Genomic DNA, 19,742 nt, shown 5'->3' on the forward strand with positions numbered 1-19,742 from the left:
ACTCACCCGTCCGCCGCTCGTCAGCAGAGAAGCAAGCTTCTCTCTGTTACCGCTCGACTTGCATGTGTTAAGCCTGCCGCCAGCGTTCAATCTGAGCCATGATCAAACTCTTCAATTAAAGTTTTTTTGGTCCGAAGACCTGCTCAATGAATTCTGTTTATTTGTTTGTGCAAACACTCAGAAACATTGATAAATAAATCGTTTTGGCGATTCGTTACCATTGCGTTGTTAGCCGTGGCTTTCAACATGAGTATTCACACAGATTGCATGATTAGATTGTTAAAGAACAGTGACTCGGCTTTGCCTCGTCAGGGCTGCGCATTCTACGCTAGCCGTTTTGAAAGTCAATCGTTAATTTGAAGAAATTTTCGATTTTTCTTTCTGGTTAGAAGCCGAAGCTTTTAACCAACTGATTTAGCTTCTAGCCTTGCTCCGTAAGAGCCGCTGCGCCGTGTCAGTGGATGCGCATTATAGGGAGATCCGTTTTAGGTGCAAGGCTTTTTTGTAAAAATATCGCTCTTTTTACCTTTTTAGGTCGAAACGGTCAAAAAGCACACTAAACTTCAGGAAAGCGTGCCTTTTTTAGCTAGATTTTTTCTAATCTTGCATAAGATGTAACCAACCACTTGCTACCTTGATTATCAAAATGCACCTGGATCCGACTGTGATCACCGCTACCTTCGTAATTGAGTACAGTGCCTTCGCCAAATTTGGCGTGTTGAACGCGCTGACCTAAGGCAAAACCTGTGCTTTCGAATGATTCATTAACCGAACTATTAGAAAAGCGACTAAATTGCGTGGGTCGACTGACTTGGGTTTTCAACCTAACTTCGTTGATACACTCATCCGGCAGCTCTTTTAGAAAACGCGACGGACGATGGAATTTCTCTTGGCCATATAGACGACGACTTTCGGCATAACATAAATACAGCTTTTGCATCGCTCGGGTCATACCGACGTAACATAGGCGACGCTCTTCTTCTAAACGCATCGGGTCTTCCGCTGATTGCTGACTCGGGAACATGCCTTCTTCGACGCCAACGATAAACACCAAAGGGAATTCAAGGCCCTTTGCCGAATGCATGGTCATCATTTGCACCGCATCATCAAACTCATCCGCTTGCTGTTCACCCGCCTCTAATGCTGCGTGGGTAAGAAATGCGGTTAGATCCGACATCTCTTCGGCTTCTTCCGGCTTTTCAAATTGCTTAGTTGCCGTCACTAACTCTTCTAAGTTTTCAATGCGAGCCTTGCCCTTTTCCCCTTTCTCCGCCAAATACATGGCTTGAAGCCCCGAATGAAGCACAGTGAAATCGACTTGCTCGTGCAAAGGTAACTCTGCGGTGTCTTGTTCTAATCGATCGATTAACTCAATAAACTGGCTCAACGCTGACGCTGCTCGACCCGCAAATACCTTTTCATTCAGCAGTTGCACTAAGGTTTGCCATAGGGTTTCACCGCGATCACGGGCGGCAGAGCGTAAAATACCCAGCGTTTTATCGCCAATACCACGCGCTGGGGTATTAATGATGCGCTCCAGCGCCGCGTCATCTTGGCGCGAATTGATGATACGTAAATAAGCTAAGGCATCTTTGATTTCTTGACGATCAAAGAAGCGATGGCCGCCATAAATACGATATGGCAAGCTGGCCTGCATTAAGGCTTCTTCTATTACCCGAGATTGCGCGTTGTTACGATACAAAATAGCACAGTCGTTCAAATCACCTTTTTCATCGCGCCACTGCTTAATTTGCCCGACCACAAAACGTGCTTCATCGACCTCATTAAAGCCCGCATAAACCGAAATAGGCTCGCCTGCGTCGCCTTCGGTCCACAACTCCTTACCCATACGCTCACTGTTGTTGGCAATCAGTTTGTTCGATGCTTTTAGTATGGTGGCGCTTGAACGGTAGTTTTGCTCTAGGCGGATCGTTTCCGCACCTTTATTGTCATCGAGAAAACGTTGGATGTTTTCAATCCGCGCGCCGCGCCAGCCATAAATGGATTGGTCGTCATCGCCCACTATCATGAGGTGGTTATCACTTCTGGTTAATAACCTTAACCAAGCGTATTGGATGTTGTTGGTGTCTTGAAACTCATCCACCAAGACGTTGCGAAAACGGTTTTGATAATGCTCGAGAATAAATGGGTTGTTGAGGAACAACTCGTGGGCACGCAGCAGGATTTCGGCAAAATCAATCAAACCGGCGCGATCACAAGCCTCCTGATAGGCTTGGTAAATTTTAATAAAGGTCGCTTCAATCACATCGCCAAACGCATCTAGGTGTTTAGGTCGCAGTCCTTCATCTTTTTTTCCATTGATATACCACTGGGCTTGCTTCGGCGGGAAGGTTTTCTCGTCTAGGTTCATCCCCTTACAAATGCGCTTTAACAAACGCAGCTGGTCATCGGCATCCAGCACCTGAAAATCTTGCGGCAGGCCCACATCATTGTAATGGGCTCGCAGCAAACGGTGGGCGATACCGTGGAAGGTGCCAATCCACATACCACCGGCGCCACTGCCTAGTAAGCCTTCAACCCTAGCCCGCATTTCCTTGGCTGCTTTATTGGTAAAGGTCACCGCCATGATCGAAAACGGCGAGCTATGCTCAACTTGCAATAGCCAAGCGATGCGATGAACTAACACCCGTGTTTTACCACTGCCAGCACCAGCGAGGACAAGTTTACTGGATTGCGGCGCGGCAACCACCGCACGCTGTTTGTCGTTAAGACCGTCGAGCAAGAGTTCAGGATTCATATAAGCACTGTGTATTTATTCAGTAATGGGGAGATTATACCCAAACCAGCGCGAGATGCTAATAGTTAGCCCCCGCGACTTAGCCTGTGGTTTTTGGTTATAGCAGGTGTAGTAATTGGCTTAGTTCAGATATTTCTAAATCAGGCAATAAGCGGCTGTGTTGATGGCGACGCAGCAAATGGTCTTGATCGTTAAACCAAACCGCTTGGGCGCCGTGTTGCTTGGCACCAAATACATCCGTGGTGAGGTGATCGCCGACATGCAACAGATCGGTGACGGCAATGTCTAAATGGTTAGCCGCCACGTCAAACATATCCAGATGCGGTTTGGCTTTAAGTCCGTCACCGGCTTTAAGCACTAAATTAAAAGCCGAAGCTAAGCCGATTTTGTCCAAATCCACATTACCATTGGTGATGGCCACGATGGGATAATGCTTAGCCAACTCGGCCAGAATCTGCAGACTTTGCGCTGGCACGGCAAAGTCACTGCGCACCGCGAGAAAATAATCAAAGACTTGCTGCGCTTGTTGCTCGGGTGACGGATGGGCAAGCTCGGTAAAGATCAACTGCAGGGCGGCTAAGCGCCACGCGGTGACATCATCTTGTAACTTAGGCTCACGCGCTAAGGCTTGTCGCTTGTAATCATGCCATTGCGCTTCTGTCAGCTCGGCCAGCTTAGGATCTTGTTGACGCAAATAGGCTAGGCTTTGTTGCTCGGCGTTTATGATGATCGGGCGGTTGTCATACAAGGTGTCATCGAGATCAAAACTAAAGGCCTTGAACGGTTTTAAACGACGATAAAATTTCATTCTTTGCTCTCTTTACTGCGTTTTGATCTTGGGTGGGCGCTGTCATACACCTTAGCAAGATGTTGAAAATCTAAGTGGGTATAAACCTGCGTAGTAGAGATATTGGCATGTCCTAATAATTCTTGTACCGCGCGCAGGTCACCGCTGGATTCTAACATATGGGTGGCAAATGAATGGCGCAACTTATGGGGATGAACTTGAGCTTGTAAGCTTTGCTTGAGTCCCCATTGCTCCATTCGCGTTTGCACGCTGCGCACCGATATTCTTCGTTTCTGTTTCGACAAAAATAAAGCAGGTTCATCCACCAAGGCAAATTCACCACGCACACTTAGCCATACTTTGATACTGTCGATGGCTTGACGACCAACGGGAAGGATACGTTCTTTATTGCCTTTACCGATCACGCGTACTTGGCGTTCATCGAGTTTAAGAGAGGTTAAATCTAAACTCACCAATTCTTGCAACCGCAAGCCCGATGAATACATCAGCTCCATCATCGCCTTGTCGCGGATGACCAAGGGATCACTGGCGTCTAAATCCAGCAATTTTAAGATATCGTCAACATCAAGGTTTTTCGGTAAGGGACGCCCTTGCTTAGGCGGACTGACGCCGGTACAAGGATTCACCTTAAGCCATTCTTGGCGCAGGGCAAAGGCGTAGAAACTGCGCAGAGCAGAAAGTTTGGTTGCTATGCTGGCGGCGCTGATGCCCTTTTTATGTAATTGGGCAATCAGCTGGCGCACATGTTGAGAATCAACCTCGCGCCAATCATCAATATTGCGCTTGGCCAACAACATCATAAACTGCTGTAAATGTTGCTGATAATTGGCCAAGGTATGGCCACTGAGTTGGCGTTCGGATTTGAGGTGCTGTAAAAAAGCATCAAGCCACTCTTGCATACATCACCTCAATAACTCGACTTACGCTTGTGCGTCTCTCACTTTCACTAACTTAGGTAGCAAGATAGCAATCACCCGACACAGCTGATCGAGTAGCAAGGTATCCATTTCAGGAACAAAGTGTTCGGCATTAGCGCTGCCCACAGCCAGCATGCCTTGATTTCCGTGATCACCCAACTCGATCAAGGCCACCGAATTAACCAAAGCTTGCTCACCAAAAATCGCATTTTTATCGACTAAATTAATCCGACCAAAGTAATGCTCATGGTTGCGTAAACGTTGGGTACGCAAGCCATTTAAGGTGTTTTTGTCCAAGCCATAAGCGGCGTATTGCACCGGCAAGTCAAAATAGTCGTTGTCGAGCTTTAACGCCAACGCGTTTAAACGCAATTGTTGCTTAAACACCTTGGTTAAGGTGCGCACCAGTTGGTTTAGGGTTTGCGCTTGCAATAGCTCTGGATATAAATCGCCATAGGTACGCGCGATACCCTCGTTTTCAGCAGCAATACTCATCAGCTGAGTGATTTCTTCCTCAAGCTGAGCCACCTTTTGGCGCTGGCGCTGCATTTGCAATTGCACCAACGACACCGTGCCGTGCTCTTCATGAGGCAGCTTTAAGGAGCGCAATAACTCGGGGTGACGCAAGAAGAAGTCTGGCGAGTTAGCCAAATACTGCGCCACTTGCTCTTCATCTACCGCGATTTGATGTGGCTCTATCTCATTCATAACTGGATTTGCCCATCAAACACATGCTCCGCCGCGCCGGTCATCATGACGGAACCACCCGGTTGCCATTCAAAACTGAGCTTGCCACCACGCAGTTCAAGGGTACATTTAGACCCAAGTTTACCCTGTAATTGACCGACCACAGCCGCAGCACAGGCGCCTGAGCCACAGGCTAAGGTTTCACCCGCGCCGCGCTCCCACACTCGCAACTTGCCATAGCCTTGATCGACCACCTGCAAAAACCCAACATTGACGCGCTGCGGGAATCGTTCATGATTTTCCAGCAGTGGGCCTAGCACCTCAACGGGTGCGGTGTCTATGTCATCCACCAAGACCACACAATGAGGGTTACCCATGGAAACCACGCCGCACATGGTCGCGCCTTCATCGGTCAGGACAAGATAGGTTTTTTCTTCTTTTTGCGCTTTAAATGGGATCTTCGCCGGCTCAAAAATCGGTGCGCCCATATCCACTGTGATATTGCCGTCGGGTTGGGCAATCAATTCAATTTTACCCTTGGCGGTACTCACGCCAATGCGGCTTTTATTGGTGAGCCCTTTCATGCGTACAAAGCGAGCAAAACAGCGCGCACCATTGCCACATTGCTCAACTTCACTGCCATCCGCATTGAATATGCGGTAATGGAAGTCGAGATCTGGATTATAAGGTGGCTCAACCACTAATAGTTGGTCAAAACCAATACCAAAGTTGCGATCCGCTAAACGGCGGATCACATCATTGGAAAAGAACACGTTTTGGGTCACGTTATCAACGACCATAAAGTCGTTACCCAAACCGTGCATTTTCGAAAAGTTTACTAACATCTAGTCAAATTCCTCAGGAAGGTAATACGTTTTCACCTTTCCACAGGTCTTCATGGGTTTCACGCGCACGCACTAAATAGGCTTGGTCGCCATCCACCATGATTTCAGCAGGACGACAGCGGCTGTTATAGTTAGAAGCCATGGTTGAGCCATAAGCTCCAGCACTGCGCACCGCCACATAATCGCCTTGCTCAATAGCCAGCTCGCGATCTTTACCTAGGAAGTCACCGGTTTCACAAATCGGCCCGACGACATCATAAACGCGCGCCTGACGATCAGCGGACTTGTTAACGGGCTCGATACGTTGCCAAGCGCTGTAAAGAGAAGGGCGGATCAAATCGTTCATCGCCGCATCAACAATGGCAAAGTTTTTGTGCTCGGTTAATTTCAGGAACTCAACCTTAGATACTAAGATACCGGCATTGGCCATAATGGCGCGACCAGGCTCAAACAACAACTTCAACTGACGATCGCCAAGACGCGCTTTTAACGCTTTGGTGTATTCAGCAGGTTGCGGCGGTGTTTCACCGTTATAAGGCACACCTAAACCACCACCCACATCTAGGTGGCTAATTTCAATGCCTTTAGCCGCTAAATCGTCGATCAGTACAAGTAGCTTGTCGATCGCTTCAATGAAAGGTGAGATTTCAGTTAGCTGCGAACCGATATGGCAATCCACGCCTTTAATTTCTAGGTTGTCTAGACCACTGGCGATTTGGTAAATAGCCGGCGCTTTTTCAATATCGATACCAAATTTGTTTTCTTTTAAGCCAGTAGAAATATAAGGATGAGTACCCGCATCTATGTTTGGATTAACGCGGATCGAGATCGGCGCTTTTTTATTCATCAGGGCGGCCACTTCATTGATACGCAGCAGCTCGGCTTCCGATTCCACGTTAAAACAATAGATGCCCGCTTCAAGAGCAGTACGAATTTCAAGCTCGGTTTTACCCACGCCCGAGAACACTACTTTTTGTGGATCACCACCCGCTTTTAGTACGCGCAATAGCTCTCCCACAGACACGATGTCAAAACCTGAGCCCAATTTGGCCATTAGGTTAAGCACACCTAAGTTAGAGTTAGCTTTCACCGCATAGCAAATGAGATGAGGGTGGTCACCCGCCGCTTGGTCAAATGCATGCCAATGACGCTCTATGGTTGCACGAGAATAAATATAAGCTGGCGTGCCGCTTTGCTTAATCACGTCTTCAACTGCTAAGTCTTCCGCGAAAAGACGTCCATCTTCCTGATAATTAAAATAATCCAAAGCTCCACCCCTAATTAGATTGTTCGATTTCGTTATTATTGGTTAATTCTGCTGTCGGCATCGGTGTTGGTTCCGGTACCGATTCTGGCTGCGGCTCAGGCGTCGGTAAATACAGCGGTCCCTTGACACCACACCCCGCAAGCAGTAAAACCAAGCCTATACTTAAGGCAATTTGGTTTGCTCTGCTCATAATCACTCTGTATCAAAAACGGTTATGGGCTTTATACCCAAGACACCTCAAGATGCAGGATTCAGAGCGGCTCATTATGTTCAGTTTGAGGTAAAAAGACGAAGGAATGGTCAACCCTTTCAAGGCTTTTTAACGAAAAAATGGACATAATGAGCAGCTCCCAAAGGGCGAGTTTTGTAGGCTGTTATGCTTTGTTGCTGATTTTCAACGTAGAATAACTATGTCTCAAATCAGCGTCGCGCCTAACAGCCAACAAATTCTCGCTGAACAAGCATCTAGAGGTTACTTGGGTATATAATCGCATTCACCATGATAAAAGCAATAGGAATGACGCAATGAATGACACCGAATTTCACCGTTTAGCCGATGAATTTTACCAACTGCTAACGGAAAAGGTCGAACCCTTTGAAGATGATATTGACTGGGAAGTCAATGGTAGCGTACTTGAGCTTGAGTTTGCTGACCGCTCAAAAATCGTGATCAACCGCCAAGAGCCGCTGCATCAAATCTGGGTGGCCACCAAATTTAACGGCCATCATTTTGAGTATAAAGATGGCCCTTGGATCGACAACCGCGAAGGTGGCGAGCTATTAAGCTTTTTAACAGACGCAATTGAAAAGCAATCGGGTATTAAGGTTAACCTGACGGATGCTTGATGCTATCACCCTAGAGCCAAATCAAACCGCGACGGCTTGCGTTATTTGGCTACATGGCTTAGGTGACTCGGGCGCAGGCTTCGCGCCTATCGTGCCTGAGCTAAACTTGCCCAACCAGCATCGCGTTCGCTTTATTTTTCCTCATGCGCCCATCTGCCCCGTGACCCTTAACCAAGGACAACGGATGCGGGCTTGGTACGATATCAAAACCATGGATTTAGCGAATCGCGCCGATGAAGTGGGTGTGGTTGAGTCGGTCGAATTAGTCAATGGGTTAATCGCTGAGCAACTTGCGCTAGGTATCACCGCAGAGCAAATCGTGATTGCGGGCTTTTCTCAAGGCGGCGTCGTCGCGCTGCATTTAGCATGTCGCAGCCAACATACCTTTGCCGGCGTGTTGGCCATGTCAACTTATCTCTGCCAAGGTAACAAGCTGGGCCAAGAGAAAACGCCTGCCAATCTCAACACCCCGATTGCATTTCAACACGGCCAATACGATGAGGTGGTGCCGATGCAAGCGGCTAAGCAAGCACGACAAACCCTCCAAGAGCACGGGTTCAACACTCAGTGGCAGGTTTATCCTATGCCACATAGCGTGTGTCACAAACAAATCGCGGATATCAGTCAATGGTTACAACAAAGGTTGGCTAGCGCGATGCAGTAGCAACGATACTCAATCAAGCATATCTAGGTTGATTGGGTATAGCTAAGAAACTCGACTTATTTGCTCGTCGGCGGTGTCGGTCATGGTGGGCGAGCGATAGGGCCGCAGTTCTAACTCGCCATTGGCATCACTGATGATTTCATAAAACTGGGGCAGGTTAAAGTTGATCACGCCCTCCCCTTCCTGACGGGAATGGGCTGAGGTATAAAAGCGGTTAACGCCCTGCACTAATTCTTCTTTGTTTCCGCTAAAGTGCTGATAGGTTTCAACCCGATTCACCTCGTCGACGATATAGATATTGAAGCCCGTATCATGATTTTCAAAGAAGAACTGCACTAAGCCTTCACTCGAGTGAGAGGCCACTATTTCAGGGGTTTTAGTGTGATGGGTTTTATCTAAGCGCAGCGGCATGCGCTGTAATTTGGTGTCGGCAATTTGGGAGTAGAAATCGATAGCATTTTCCAATTTCTTCACCGAGACCCCGCGGCGCTCATAAAACACGCCGAATTTTTGGCTGCCCACTAATATGGTTTTAACCGCCTGATCACGCTCTGAATTTAAACGTGTACTAATGCCTTCAACCACTAATTGTTGGAACCGATTACGGATCAAGCCTCTAAAGTGTTGGGCATAGCAAAACACATCGATACGATCGGGCGATGACGCATCATTATGCATCTTACCTAATATGGTGGTTAATGCTTCAATCACGCTTTCTTCGCCATCAAAGTGCAAAGTGCGGATTTCATTCCAAGAATTACGGTAGACCAGATCGATACTGCCCACCAAACACTCTTTGTTAACACCAAACGAAAACACATCGCTGGCATTCACATCAAACTCAATGACTTTGTTGGCCCAGTGGCAGGTTGGATCGGACTCTAAATTGAGGAAAATCCCTAAATGCCTGATCTCACATGGTCGGCTTAACGCGAGGTTAGTTGCATTAGGCACTTTGACATTGAAGGTCTGAGCCAGATCTTGGCTAAACTGCAAGAAGTTTTCTTGCACTAAATCGGAGCCTTGATTAAACAAGTGCAACTTGGTCGACTTAACTAACAAGCCATTGAAATAGCTCCAAGCGATCAGCTTAGTCAGATAACTGCTGTGCTCAAGAGGGGCGCGACCTATGATTTCTTTAGTATCAAGGCTGGAATTATAGAGGTACCAGCCTTCTGGGTTTGAGCGCCCTTGTGGCACTTGCACGACACTCAAATGCGGCTCGGATAAATCAGGCGAAATACTCGGGTTAATCAGGGCAACCTTGCCCGGTAGACTTTCAAAAGCGGCATAAAGCTTACGCGATAAAATACCGATGTCTTCGGGGTTAATGCATTCGCCAATATTATTGCGTCTCGCAAACCGGATCAGGTTACGATAACTGACCATTAAGGCTTCAAGTAATTCACCGTGTGCACTGCGCACTTCTTGAACCTTCCAGCTCTCTCTATTGTCCAGATGGGCCAATATTTGATCGCTCCATTGCCACTGGGATACGATTTCGTGCAATGCGTTTCGACGCCAAGCCGGCTCATCGGGCTTGGCAAGTTGCGACAGGCGGTCACAGGTTTTTAAATAAAAACAACGACGAGCGAGATCAAGTCGCTTTTGGTCATTGGTGGCTTCTAAATACTCGGTTACCTGGTTTAACATCAACCAATAAGCATCGAGTTTTTTGTCGTGGAAACTTTGCTGTTGGAAGGTTTTCTTAGCGCGTACCGAGATCAACTCGGTATTGGGGTAAGCCCATGAATATGCTTCCATTAGTAAGGTTTTAATTACGGCTTTGTACGGACTATCAATCCCTTTATACAACTGCCACAAACTAGAGCCAAAATACTCTTCTGCTGGAATGCGACCAAAACCACCTAAATCTAACCAATCGTCGGGGTTTATCTGTCCCGCCGCCACTAACTCAGCAACATACTCATCATAGTTGGCCTCTTGCTCGGCAGGGATCATATACCAAAGTAAAGGCTTGCCCGCGATGCATAGTGCGCTGCGATAGAACTCATCCAGCAACAATAAATGTGAAGCACTGCCACACCCTTCTTTACTTAGGTGTGAGCAGTTTTGGGTGCGAAATTTATTATCCGGCACCAAAAAGAAGTTAACTTCAATACCACGGGTTTCCGCCCACTGGGTGATAAGTAAGCACTTATTCTCTAACAGTAAACGGCGTTCGCGACTGAGTTCGTGGCAATGACAAATCCAAATATCTAAGTCACTGTCACAGCACTGACCAATAGAAGAGGTGCTGCCCATGGTATACAAACCTAGGATAGTGGTTTCATTGACTTCAATATTGGTATCGCAATTGGCGGTTAATGAGAGATCGCGGACAAAATTACGCTGTTCTTCGGAAGGTTCAAATGCGGCCACCCCATGAGGGACCTCCCCACTGACATAACCTGGTAACAAAGGGTTATTATAATGAAATAAAACGGGAATAAAATTAAAAACATAACGGCCTTGAGACGGCAAAGCATCCCTTGCGTACTGCATACGTAAGAGATTAAACTCATCAGCCCTGTGTTGTAATGTTTCTAATTGCTGCAAGAAAAACACCCTTCAAAAAATGTATGACTAGCTCACCAACAACAGGCTTTTTGATCAGCTTGTTAATCCTCGGGTGAACCCATAACCACACAGAAAGTGTGATCATGTTAACAGTATAATCGTGTTAGGTAAACATAACTGCTTATAAAACCATCGCCGGCGATGGTAAATTCAGCCCAGTCCCATCAACAAAACATTATTTGCGCAGCAACATAGCAAAACATCTTGGGGATGAAAATATAATTTCATCTCTTTTCCGCCTCCTGTTCCCCGGAGCAAGCACAGCCAAGTGGCAATAACTGGCTTAAGGGCAGCTTTAATGATCAACAGTCGCCGAGATATTTGATAATATTTGACCAAACTCAATAGATTGGAAAGAAGATGGCAATAAAGACATTACGTATCGCAACACGCAAAAGCCCCCTTGCCATGTGGCAGGCAGAGTATGTTAAAGCGGCACTTGAAGCGATCCACTCCGACCTTAATGTCGAGCTGATACCTTTTGTCACCAAGGGCGATATTATTTTAGATACCCCCTTAGCCAAAGTGGGCGGGAAAGGCCTTTTCGTCAAAGAGCTAGAACACGCCATGCTGGCTGGTGAAGCCGATATAGCCGTGCACTCAATGAAAGATGTGCCGATGGAGTTTCCAGAAGGCCTTGGCTTAACAACCATTTGCGAACGAGAAGATCCGCGCGATGCGTTTGTCTCCAATCATTACCAACGCATTGAGGACCTGCCTGCTGGCGCAGTGGTTGGCACCTCAAGCCTGCGCCGCCAATGTCAACTGCGCGCAAGCCGTCCCGATTTAACCGTCAAAGACTTACGCGGTAACGTTAATACCCGTCTAGCCAAGATGGACGCCGGTGAATACGATGCCATTATTCTCGCTACGGCAGGCCTGTTACGCTTAGAGATGCATGAGCGTATTGCCAGTTTTATCAGTCCAGAGCAAAGCTTACCCGCAGTAGGCCAAGGCGCAGTCGGTATCGAATGTCGACTCGATGACCACGAAACCATCGCCCTATTAGCACCTTTAGATCATCCAGAAACACGTACCCGCGTGTTGGCCGAGCGTGCGGTAAACAATACCTTAGAAGGTGGATGCCAAGTCCCCATCGGCAGTTATGCTGAGCTAGAGGGTGATCAAATCTACCTGCGCGCCTTGGTTGGCAGTCCAGATGGTAGCACCATGCTACACCGTGAAATCCGTGGCGCGAGTCAGGATGCTGAAAAGCTAGGCGTTGAACTGGCTAATACCTTATTAGATGCGGGCGCCAAACGCATACTCGATGCGGTTTATCAAAACGCATGACCGATCAGCTGCGCATTTTAGTCACGCGACCGGAGCAACACCAACGGTCGCTGCTTGATGCCTTGCGCCAACAAGGCTGGTTTGCCATGGGCCAGCCCCTATTAACCATCACTGCAAATCCGAAGATCGCGCAACTCGAACCCTATCAAGCTCAACTTCATGAGTTTGATATCATCATTGCCATCAGCGATAACGCCGTTAAGCATACCCATCAGTGGTTACGCCAAAGGCAGTTAAGCTGGCCCACCGCGAGTCGTTACCTTGCCATCGGGGAAAACACCGCCACTCATTGGCGACAGCTCGCTAACATTTCGGCCAGCTTTCCGAGTCAATCAAATTCTGAAGGGCTACTTAAGCTCCCAGAGCTCGACGCGGTATCAGGCCACAAAATATTGCTGCTAAAGGGAAATGCCGGACGCGAACTGATAGCCTCGGCGTTAACTCAGCGCGGTGCAAAAGTGATTGAAATCGAGACTTATCAGCGTCAGCCTTTACCCTTAAATGGCCCGAAAACGGTGGCAAAATGGCAACACAACAATATAAATAGTGTTATTATCACCAGCGGAGAGATACTCTCTGCGCTGATAAATTTAGCACCAAAAAGCGAGCGCAACTGGCTGTTTCAACTAAACTTGATTGTGATAAGCCAACGCATTGCCAAGCTAGCCCAAGCAGCGGGTTTTACTCAAATATGGATCGCACAAGGTGCAAGTTCATCTTCCTTGATCCAATGCCTTCAAGAAATCAAATAACACAGGACAGGTGTCAATGACTGCTAAAAAGAGTAATTCAAAAAACGCCAACAGCACCCCGTCAAAGCCGGCGCCTAAGAGCCAGTCTGAAACGCCGCAAAAAACGCCGGCCAATCCCGAAACGGTAACCCAACCAGAATCGGACGCGACAGCTCATTCAGCCAGCCAAGGCAAGCCTAAACCCACTAAGCCTGATCCTAAGGCCACGCCGAAGCCAACGCCTAAATCTGAGGCTAAAGCAACCACTAAACCCGCTTCAACCAGCACTAACGGTAATAAATTAGGTATTATCGCCATTGTGGTCAGCTTGGGTTTATCGGCTTTTATCTACTGGCATCACCAACAAAATAGCGCCGCACAACAGCTTGAAATTGACCAGCTAGAGAGTCAAATCAGCACTCGCTTAGAAGCACAAATCAGTAGCGCTATCCAAAGTCAAAGCAAGGAGATTAGCGCACTTAAAGAGCTAAACCGCGTCGCCACAGAACGCGTAAAAGCCCTTGAAAGCAATCTTGCTGCCAGTGGCAAGCAAAGTCTGTTACTTAAAGAAGACATTGCCAACCTCCAGCGCAATATTGCCGAAATGGATGTGAGACGCCCCAATGACTGGATGCTCGCCGAGGCGGAATACCTGATGCGCATGGCTGCAAGAAAGTTATGGTTAGAGCATGATGTTGAATCCAGCATTGCCCTATTACTGGCAACAGACCAACGCATCATGGAGCTGTCAGACCCAAGCCTAAGCCCATTAAGACAGGCGATCATCAACGACATAACCACACTCGAAGCACTGCCAAAGCTGGATAAAGATGGCCTAGTACTAAAGTTAACCAGCCTTGAACAACAAGTTGATAACCTCAACATTGCAGGCATCAAACTACCTGAGTCCTTAACTGAAACCGACACCACCTTATCTTCCGATGTAAGCGACTGGCGTGAAAACTTGAAAAAATCTTGGCAATCGTTCGCCGATAGCTTTATCACCATAGAGCGTCGAGATGGTCGTGTAGAAGCACTCTTAGCTCCGGATCAGGCTTGGTACCTAAAAGAAAATATTAAAAACCAAATTACCAAAGCACAATTGGCGGTATATCGTGAACATCAAGCTATCTACACTGAATCCCTGACAAAAGCCGCAAAATGGATCAGCCAATACTATGATCAAAACAACCCAACCACAGGGCATTTAGTCGATAACCTCACCGAGCTAAGTAAAAAAGCGGTCACACTGCAATACCCAGATCAATTAAAGGCTAAACCTGTGCTGGAAGAAGTCATCGATCGCAGAGTGAAGAAGTCGCTGGCAACACCATTGCAACAGGAGACAAGTCATGATTAAAGCCGCCATCCTTGTTGCCATCATTGTTGCTGGATTAATCTTTGGTCCTGAAGTGTCTGGCAGTAAAGGCTACGTCCTGATCGCGATGGGCAATTACACCATCGAAACCAGCGTAACAAAGGCCATTATACTATGCATCTTGTTCTACCTGCTGTTGTTGGGCATTGAATGGTTATTTCTTAAAACCATGGGCATTAGCCGACGTTCGTTTGACTGGTTACGCGGTCGCAATAGCCGCAAAGCACGCAAAAACACTTACGCTGGTATGCTGGCGCTGGCCGAGGGCGACTATAAAAATGCAGAGCGCTTAACTGCGACCTCGGCTAACCATAGTGATACCCCTTTACTTAACTACCTTGCCGCCGCAGAAGCTGCGCAAGAACAAGGTAACGATGCCAAGCGCGATGACTACCTTAAACAAGCACAAGAAAACAGCAAAAATGCCTTTGCCGTTGGGCTCACTCAGGCCAAGTTGCAATTAAAGCAAGGCCAACTTGAACAAGCCCTTGCCACCCTAACCTTGTTGCACGACAAGCAGCCCAAACACAAAAAGGTGTTAGAGCTATTGTGCGAGGTCTACCAATCACTGGGCGAGTGGCAAAAGCTGATCGATATCTTACCTGTATTACGCAAGGTGCAATTATTCACTGTTGATCAAGGCGATCAGCTGGAACTTCGCGCCTATGCTGGCGTGTTTGGCCAACTTGTCAAACAAGAAGGCAGTCAAGGTTTGCAAGTGTATTGGAATAGGCTGTCACGCAAGCTAAGGGCCGAACCAAGCTTAGTCGATGCGGTTGCTGGAGAACTGATGGCAATCAAGGATCACTCAGCCGCAGCCATTATCTTGCTCAATGGGATCAAAAAAGCGGCACCAGAGCAACTATTAAATCGAATCAAGCAGCTTGAACTGGAAAATTATCAAGATGTGCTCAACAGCCTTGAACACGCCCATAAAAAGTTCGCTAGCAACGCGGCGATAGAGTCATGCTTGGCACTATGCTACCAAAAAATGCAACAACCACAGCAAGCTATCGAAGCCTATCAACGCGCCATTGCCATTGTGCCCAGTAGCCATGATTATTATCAACTGGGTTTATTGCTTGAGCAACAGGATCAAGCCAAAGCACAAGATTGCTACAAACTAGGCTTGCAGCTTAGCCAAGCATAAAGGTGACAAATGATAACCACCTACTGAAGTAGGTGGTTTAGGGCAAAAAACTAAAAGCCCAGCAAGCTTGAGCTGGGCTAATGACAAGTCTGAACAATAGGCAACCAAGTCAACCCGCAACCCCAGTAGCACTAACCGCGACTTTGCAGCCAATCTTTGAGTACCTCGCCCGCTTGTTCCATCTCATAGTCATCTAACAAGTGACTGACTTCATTCGCTACATCAGCATTTTCAGCGCTTACACTTGGTTTCAGTTGCTGCCACAAGGTGCTGGCTTCACCACTGGATTGCGCCAATAATTGCTGCAACTTCTCTAAATCCTGATGACTGCCATGGCTGTTCGTGGCCGCCGACTTAGCCATCGAGCCCGCTTGTTGTGCAAGCCAAGCTTCTAATTCAGTCAGTGTCGTGGTCAGTTGTTGGCAAAAATCGTCACTGAGCTCAATCTCATTCACTGCATCAAGCATGACCAACTCTTGCTGCTGCGCGGCTTGGTGCAACTGCGTTAAACCAATATTACCGGCGGCACCTTTTAAACCATGTAAAACGCTCTTAACTTGCTGGTTGTCATTGAGCAACAAGGCTTGCTTCATGATATCCAAATCTTGCTGATGCCCTTTGACAAATTCATCCAGCAGGCTCATGAGCAACACCTTATTGCCAGCAAGGCGGTTTAGGGCTTGGTCAAGGTCAACTTGTGGCGGTGGAGATTGCCATGGTTGCTCATCCCCATGACGATTAATAGCCGCTTGCTCATCCGACCCAGGATCCACTTGCTGGCTTGGTAACCACTTAATTAACAAGCGTTTAAGCTCATCAGGATCGATAGGCTTACTGATATAATCGTCCATCCCTTGACGTAAACATTTCTCTTTATCTCCCGCTAGGGCATGGGCTGTCATTGCAATAATGGGGAGGTCATGTTGTTGGCGGATCTGACGTGTGGCTTGATAGCCATCCATTTCAGGCATTTGAATATCCATAAAGATCAGATCGAATGTCTGACTATTCGCCAGCTCAACGGCCTCTAAACCATTCGACGCGATGGTAATGTCCAGCCCCAACGCCTTAATTAATTCTCGGGCCACTTGTTGGTTGATAATATTGTCTTCCGCTAACAAGACGTTACCTTGCAGCAAGCCGCCTTTGATTGCCGTGACTTTGGTATCAACGTGAGCCGCGCCGTTCAATAATTCATGCAAGGTATTAAACAGAAGTGACTGATTAACGGGTTTAGTGATCAGGTTCATGATGCCCACCTGCTGCGCATGAGCCGATGCTTCCTCACGACCATAAGCGGTCACCATAATGATGGTCGGCAAGCTCGCTATTTCACTCGCTTGCTGTAAACGACGACAGGTTTCTATGCCATCTAACCCGGGCATTTTCCAATCCATCAAGATCAAATCATACGGCTCTGCTGACGTATGTGGAGCCAATAAATGTCGAATCGTTGCTTCACCCGAAGCCAAGGTCATGACATGCATACCAAACTGAGACAGCATCTCAGTTAAAATAAGCCGTGCACTTTCGTTATCATCCACCACTAACACGCGCTTACCTGCCAATCCGCTACCCAGCATATCCTTGTTGCGCGCTTCACCAGGAGCGAGATCGACGTAAAAATAGAAGGTGCTGCCCTCGTTTTGTTTGCTGGTCACCCAGATATCGCCACCCATTTTTAACACTAGCTGCTTACTGATTGCTAATCCTAGCCCGGTGCCGCCGTATTTACGCGTGGTTGACGTATCAGCTTGAGTAAACGATTCAAAAAGTTGCGATATTTGAGATTCACTGAGCCCAATTCCTGTGTCTTTAACGCTAAACAGCAAGCGAACAGAGCCAGAGGCGACAGATTTAGCGCTCACCTTGATTAACACCTCACCCACTTCGGTAAACTTCACCGCATTGCTGGTTAAATTGGTCAGCACTTGAGCTAAACGTAACGGGTCACCAATGTAGTTAACGGGAGTATCTGGCTCGCTGTGCACGAGCAATTCAATGCCTTTTTCTTCCGCCTTGGTGCTGCATAAAGCGGCCACTTCTTCTAATACCGCGGTAAGCTCAAACGGCACAGACTCAAGCTCCAATTTGCCTGCTTCGATCTTTGAGAAGTCCAAAATGTCATTAATAATGCCAAGCAGATTGCGTGATGACGCTTGAATTTTATTGACATAATCGGCTTGAGACGTATCTAAATCGGTTTTTAATGCAAGGTGGCTAAGACCGATGATCGCGTTCATCGGTGTTCGAATTTCATGGCTCATATTGGCCAAAAAATCACTTTTGTATTGGTTGGCTTGTTCGGCTTCTAATTTCGCCACATTTAATTCCGCCATGGTGGCTTCAGCATGGCGCCTTGCTTGCTCTAATTCCTGTACCCGTTTTTCCAACTGCTGCTCGGCTGCTTTGCGGTCGCTAATATCGTATAACCACAGCAGCACGCCTTGTTGATTAGATTGAACCAGACGCTCCAACGATAAAATGGCCCAAAAAATATTACCCGATCGGCCACGCAGTTGAACCTCACGGGGGCGCACTCGTCCGGTGGCTTGGAATTCGGCTTGGCAGGCCACACGCTGGCCTTCGTCTGCCCAGCCATATTGAAATTGACCCGAAGTCAGCAAGAATGATAAATCCGACCCTAACAACTCATAGAGCTGCGAGTTAGAGTAGATAAGGCCACCGCCTTCCTGTTGGACAATGCCCGCCCCGATGGGACTTAAATCCAGCACACTGCGTAATCTGGCTTCGTTATCTCTTAATGCCAACTCCATGCTTTTACGTTCAGTAATGTCTGAAGCCGTACCGCATACACCACTCACTGTGTTGACTTCATCGAATAAGGCAAAGCGACTGCGTAAAAACGTCATGCGCTGGCCATTGTTGTCTAACTCAACTTCTAATTCATCACCTTGGGTTTGCGAGAGAATGGACTTATCGCCTATAAAAAACAGTCGCTTAGCTGCATCAGAAAACACTTCTTCTGCGGTTTTACCGATAACATCTTGGCTTTTTACGCCAAACAAGCGCTCAAAGCTGCGATTCACAAACACAAACTTATTATTGGTATCTTTCAAGTAAAATAAAGCACTTGCGTTGTTGAGGATGGCTTTGGTGCGCACCTCACCCTCACGGATCCGTCGTTCATCTATTTCGCGCTGTACGATCATTTTATTGTAAGCCGCGATCACTTGGCCCAATTCATCACGAGACGGCCAGCTAACGGTTTTAACACCTGCCCCATCAGACATTTCATTAATCGAGGCTAACAACCGGCGCAGCGGGATACCCAGCATACGATGGGTACTAAGCAGAGAAACCCCAGCAATCAGCAGAATAAAGACGACCAGCATAACCACATCGGACTTGATCCTTTGATAGCTTTTTTCACGAATATTGTCATCGCGAAATACCACACGTAACGCCCCCATCACTAAGGAGTCATTACCATATTCATAACGAATATGCTTCATGATGCTGATCTGTCCAGTTTGCTCTGGGGTTTGATCGCCGATTGACAGCAACACGTTGTTTAATTCATCGGTTAACACGGCCGAAACGAAGGCATCATCAGAAGCGATGTAACTGAGTGCGAGCTCCAACGCCTGATTATCTAAGTTCCACATATGCGAACCCAAAGCCTCAGACTGTACCGAAACTAGCTGGTCAAGGTGATGATGCAAAGAATCACGCTCAGTAACGTAATGCCGATACTCCAATATGGCAAACAACAGGGTTAAGCCAACCGCAGCCGTGGCAATGAAAATGGCTAACATTTTTAATGCTAACGAACGCGTCAATCTCATCATACTTGC

General features: G+C 47.4%; 15 protein-coding genes and 1 rRNA gene. 6 read left to right on the forward strand and 10 right to left on the reverse strand.

The window, feature by feature from the left end; all coding sequences use genetic code 11:
• The 8 genes from K6Y21_RS16625 to lptM all read right to left on the reverse strand — a co-directional run.
• Positions 1-118: ribosomal RNA gene (locus K6Y21_RS16625) — 16S ribosomal RNA — on the reverse strand; the annotation flags it as partial.
• A 468-nt stretch (positions 119-586) separates the two neighbouring features.
• Positions 587-2,758, reverse strand: coding sequence for a DNA helicase II (gene uvrD, locus K6Y21_RS16630; RefSeq protein ID WP_233073017.1), 2,172 nt, complete (start codon positions 2,756-2,758; stop codon positions 587-589).
• Between the two features lie 97 nt (positions 2,759-2,855).
• On the reverse strand, positions 2,856-3,566 hold the full coding sequence (gene yigB, locus K6Y21_RS16635; protein WP_233073018.1) for a 5-amino-6-(5-phospho-D-ribitylamino)uracil phosphatase YigB: 711 nt from the start codon (positions 3,564-3,566) through the stop codon (positions 2,856-2,858).
• Positions 3,563-4,465: a tyrosine recombinase XerC gene (xerC, locus tag K6Y21_RS16640; protein WP_233073019.1), complete on the reverse strand. Its 903-nt coding sequence runs from the start codon at positions 4,463-4,465 to the stop codon at positions 3,563-3,565. Before xerC ends, yigB begins: the two co-directional genes overlap by 4 nt.
• A gap of 21 nt (positions 4,466-4,486) precedes the next feature.
• Complete coding sequence (locus K6Y21_RS16645; RefSeq protein ID WP_233073020.1) at positions 4,487-5,191, reverse strand: DUF484 family protein; 705 nt, start codon at positions 5,189-5,191, stop codon at positions 4,487-4,489.
• Positions 5,188-6,015 carry a diaminopimelate epimerase gene (dapF, locus tag K6Y21_RS16650; protein ID WP_233073021.1) on the reverse strand — a complete coding sequence of 276 codons (828 nt, stop codon included), beginning with the start codon at positions 6,013-6,015 and terminating at the stop codon, positions 5,188-5,190. The genes K6Y21_RS16645 and dapF overlap by 4 nt, the downstream gene beginning before the upstream one ends.
• 13 nt (positions 6,016-6,028) lie before the next feature.
• A complete protein-coding gene (gene lysA, locus K6Y21_RS16655) occupies positions 6,029-7,282 on the reverse strand; it encodes a diaminopimelate decarboxylase (protein ID WP_233073022.1) in 1,254 nt (417 codons plus the stop codon).
• A gap of 10 nt (positions 7,283-7,292) precedes the next feature.
• Positions 7,293-7,472, reverse strand: coding sequence for an LPS translocon maturation chaperone LptM (gene lptM, locus K6Y21_RS16660; protein ID WP_233073023.1), 180 nt, complete (start codon positions 7,470-7,472; stop codon positions 7,293-7,295).
• A 335-nt stretch (positions 7,473-7,807) separates the two neighbouring features.
• Between lptM and cyaY the strand changes: the two genes are divergently transcribed.
• The gene (cyaY, locus tag K6Y21_RS16665) at positions 7,808-8,128 is read left to right on the forward strand and encodes an iron donor protein CyaY (protein WP_233073024.1); all 321 of its coding nucleotides are present in this window, start codon (positions 7,808-7,810) and stop codon (positions 8,126-8,128) included.
• Positions 8,121-8,792: an alpha/beta hydrolase gene (locus K6Y21_RS16670; protein ID WP_233073025.1), complete on the forward strand. Its 672-nt coding sequence runs from the start codon at positions 8,121-8,123 to the stop codon at positions 8,790-8,792. Before cyaY ends, K6Y21_RS16670 begins: the two co-directional genes overlap by 8 nt.
• 42 nt (positions 8,793-8,834) lie before the next feature.
• On the opposite strand, the gene K6Y21_RS16675 is transcribed toward K6Y21_RS16670, so the two are convergent.
• Entirely contained in the window at positions 8,835-11,360 is a 2,526-nt protein-coding gene (locus K6Y21_RS16675; RefSeq protein WP_432758003.1) for a class I adenylate cyclase, read from the reverse strand.
• 372 nt (positions 11,361-11,732) lie between these two features.
• Between K6Y21_RS16675 and hemC the strand changes: the two genes are divergently transcribed.
• From hemC to K6Y21_RS16695, 4 genes are read left to right on the forward strand one after another with little or no spacing between them, the layout of a single operon-like run.
• Positions 11,733-12,665, forward strand: coding sequence for a hydroxymethylbilane synthase (gene hemC, locus K6Y21_RS16680; RefSeq protein ID WP_233073027.1), 933 nt, complete (start codon positions 11,733-11,735; stop codon positions 12,663-12,665).
• Positions 12,662-13,417 (forward strand): uroporphyrinogen-III synthase, encoded by a 756-nt coding sequence (locus K6Y21_RS16685; protein WP_233073028.1) that lies wholly within the window; start codon positions 12,662-12,664, stop codon positions 13,415-13,417. Before hemC ends, K6Y21_RS16685 begins: the two co-directional genes overlap by 4 nt.
• A gap of 16 nt (positions 13,418-13,433) precedes the next feature.
• Positions 13,434-14,756, forward strand: coding sequence for a uroporphyrinogen-III C-methyltransferase (locus K6Y21_RS16690; protein WP_233073029.1), 1,323 nt, complete (start codon positions 13,434-13,436; stop codon positions 14,754-14,756).
• The gene (locus K6Y21_RS16695) at positions 14,749-15,924 is read left to right on the forward strand and encodes a heme biosynthesis HemY N-terminal domain-containing protein (protein ID WP_233073030.1); all 1,176 of its coding nucleotides are present in this window, start codon (positions 14,749-14,751) and stop codon (positions 15,922-15,924) included. The genes K6Y21_RS16690 and K6Y21_RS16695 overlap by 8 nt, the downstream gene beginning before the upstream one ends.
• A 131-nt stretch (positions 15,925-16,055) precedes the next feature.
• On the opposite strand, the gene K6Y21_RS16700 is transcribed toward K6Y21_RS16695, so the two are convergent.
• The gene (locus K6Y21_RS16700; RefSeq protein ID WP_233073031.1) at positions 16,056-19,736 is read right to left on the reverse strand and encodes a response regulator; all 3,681 of its coding nucleotides are present in this window, start codon (positions 19,734-19,736) and stop codon (positions 16,056-16,058) included.
• Positions 19,737-19,742 lie beyond the last annotated feature (6 nt).

The organism is Motilimonas eburnea, from assembly GCF_021295345.1.
Classification (GTDB): Bacteria; Pseudomonadota; Gammaproteobacteria; order Enterobacterales; family CBDFNC01; genus Motilimonas; species Motilimonas eburnea.

What these genes read in the sequence shown, in the direction of transcription:
- K6Y21_RS16685 (WP_233073028.1), top strand. Translation starts at nt 12,662, where the DNA reads ATGACCGATCAGCTGCGCATTTTAGTCACGCGACCGGAGCAACACCAA.
- K6Y21_RS16695 (WP_233073030.1), top strand. Translation starts at nt 14,749, where the DNA reads ATGATTAAAGCCGCCATCCTTGTTGCCATCATTGTTGCTGGATTAATC.
- lptM (WP_233073023.1), bottom strand. Translation starts at nt 7,472, where the DNA reads ATGAGCAGAGCAAACCAAATTGCCTTAAGTATAGGCTTGGTTTTACTG.
- K6Y21_RS16700 (WP_233073031.1), bottom strand. Translation starts at nt 19,736, where the DNA reads ATGATGAGATTGACGCGTTCGTTAGCATTAAAAATGTTAGCCATTTTC.
- uvrD (WP_233073017.1), bottom strand. Translation starts at nt 2,758, where the DNA reads ATGAATCCTGAACTCTTGCTCGACGGTCTTAACGACAAACAGCGTGCG.
- dapF (WP_233073021.1), bottom strand. Translation starts at nt 6,015, where the DNA reads ATGTTAGTAAACTTTTCGAAAATGCACGGTTTGGGTAACGACTTTATG.
- K6Y21_RS16670 (WP_233073025.1), top strand. Translation starts at nt 8,121, where the DNA reads ATGCTTGATGCTATCACCCTAGAGCCAAATCAAACCGCGACGGCTTGC.
- K6Y21_RS16690 (WP_233073029.1), top strand. Translation starts at nt 13,434, where the DNA reads ATGACTGCTAAAAAGAGTAATTCAAAAAACGCCAACAGCACCCCGTCA.
- hemC (WP_233073027.1), top strand. Translation starts at nt 11,733, where the DNA reads ATGGCAATAAAGACATTACGTATCGCAACACGCAAAAGCCCCCTTGCC.
- yigB (WP_233073018.1), bottom strand. Translation starts at nt 3,566, where the DNA reads ATGAAATTTTATCGTCGTTTAAAACCGTTCAAGGCCTTTAGTTTTGAT.
- xerC (WP_233073019.1), bottom strand. Translation starts at nt 4,465, where the DNA reads ATGCAAGAGTGGCTTGATGCTTTTTTACAGCACCTCAAATCCGAACGC.
- K6Y21_RS16645 (WP_233073020.1), bottom strand. Translation starts at nt 5,191, where the DNA reads ATGAATGAGATAGAGCCACATCAAATCGCGGTAGATGAAGAGCAAGTG.
- cyaY (WP_233073024.1), top strand. Translation starts at nt 7,808, where the DNA reads ATGAATGACACCGAATTTCACCGTTTAGCCGATGAATTTTACCAACTG.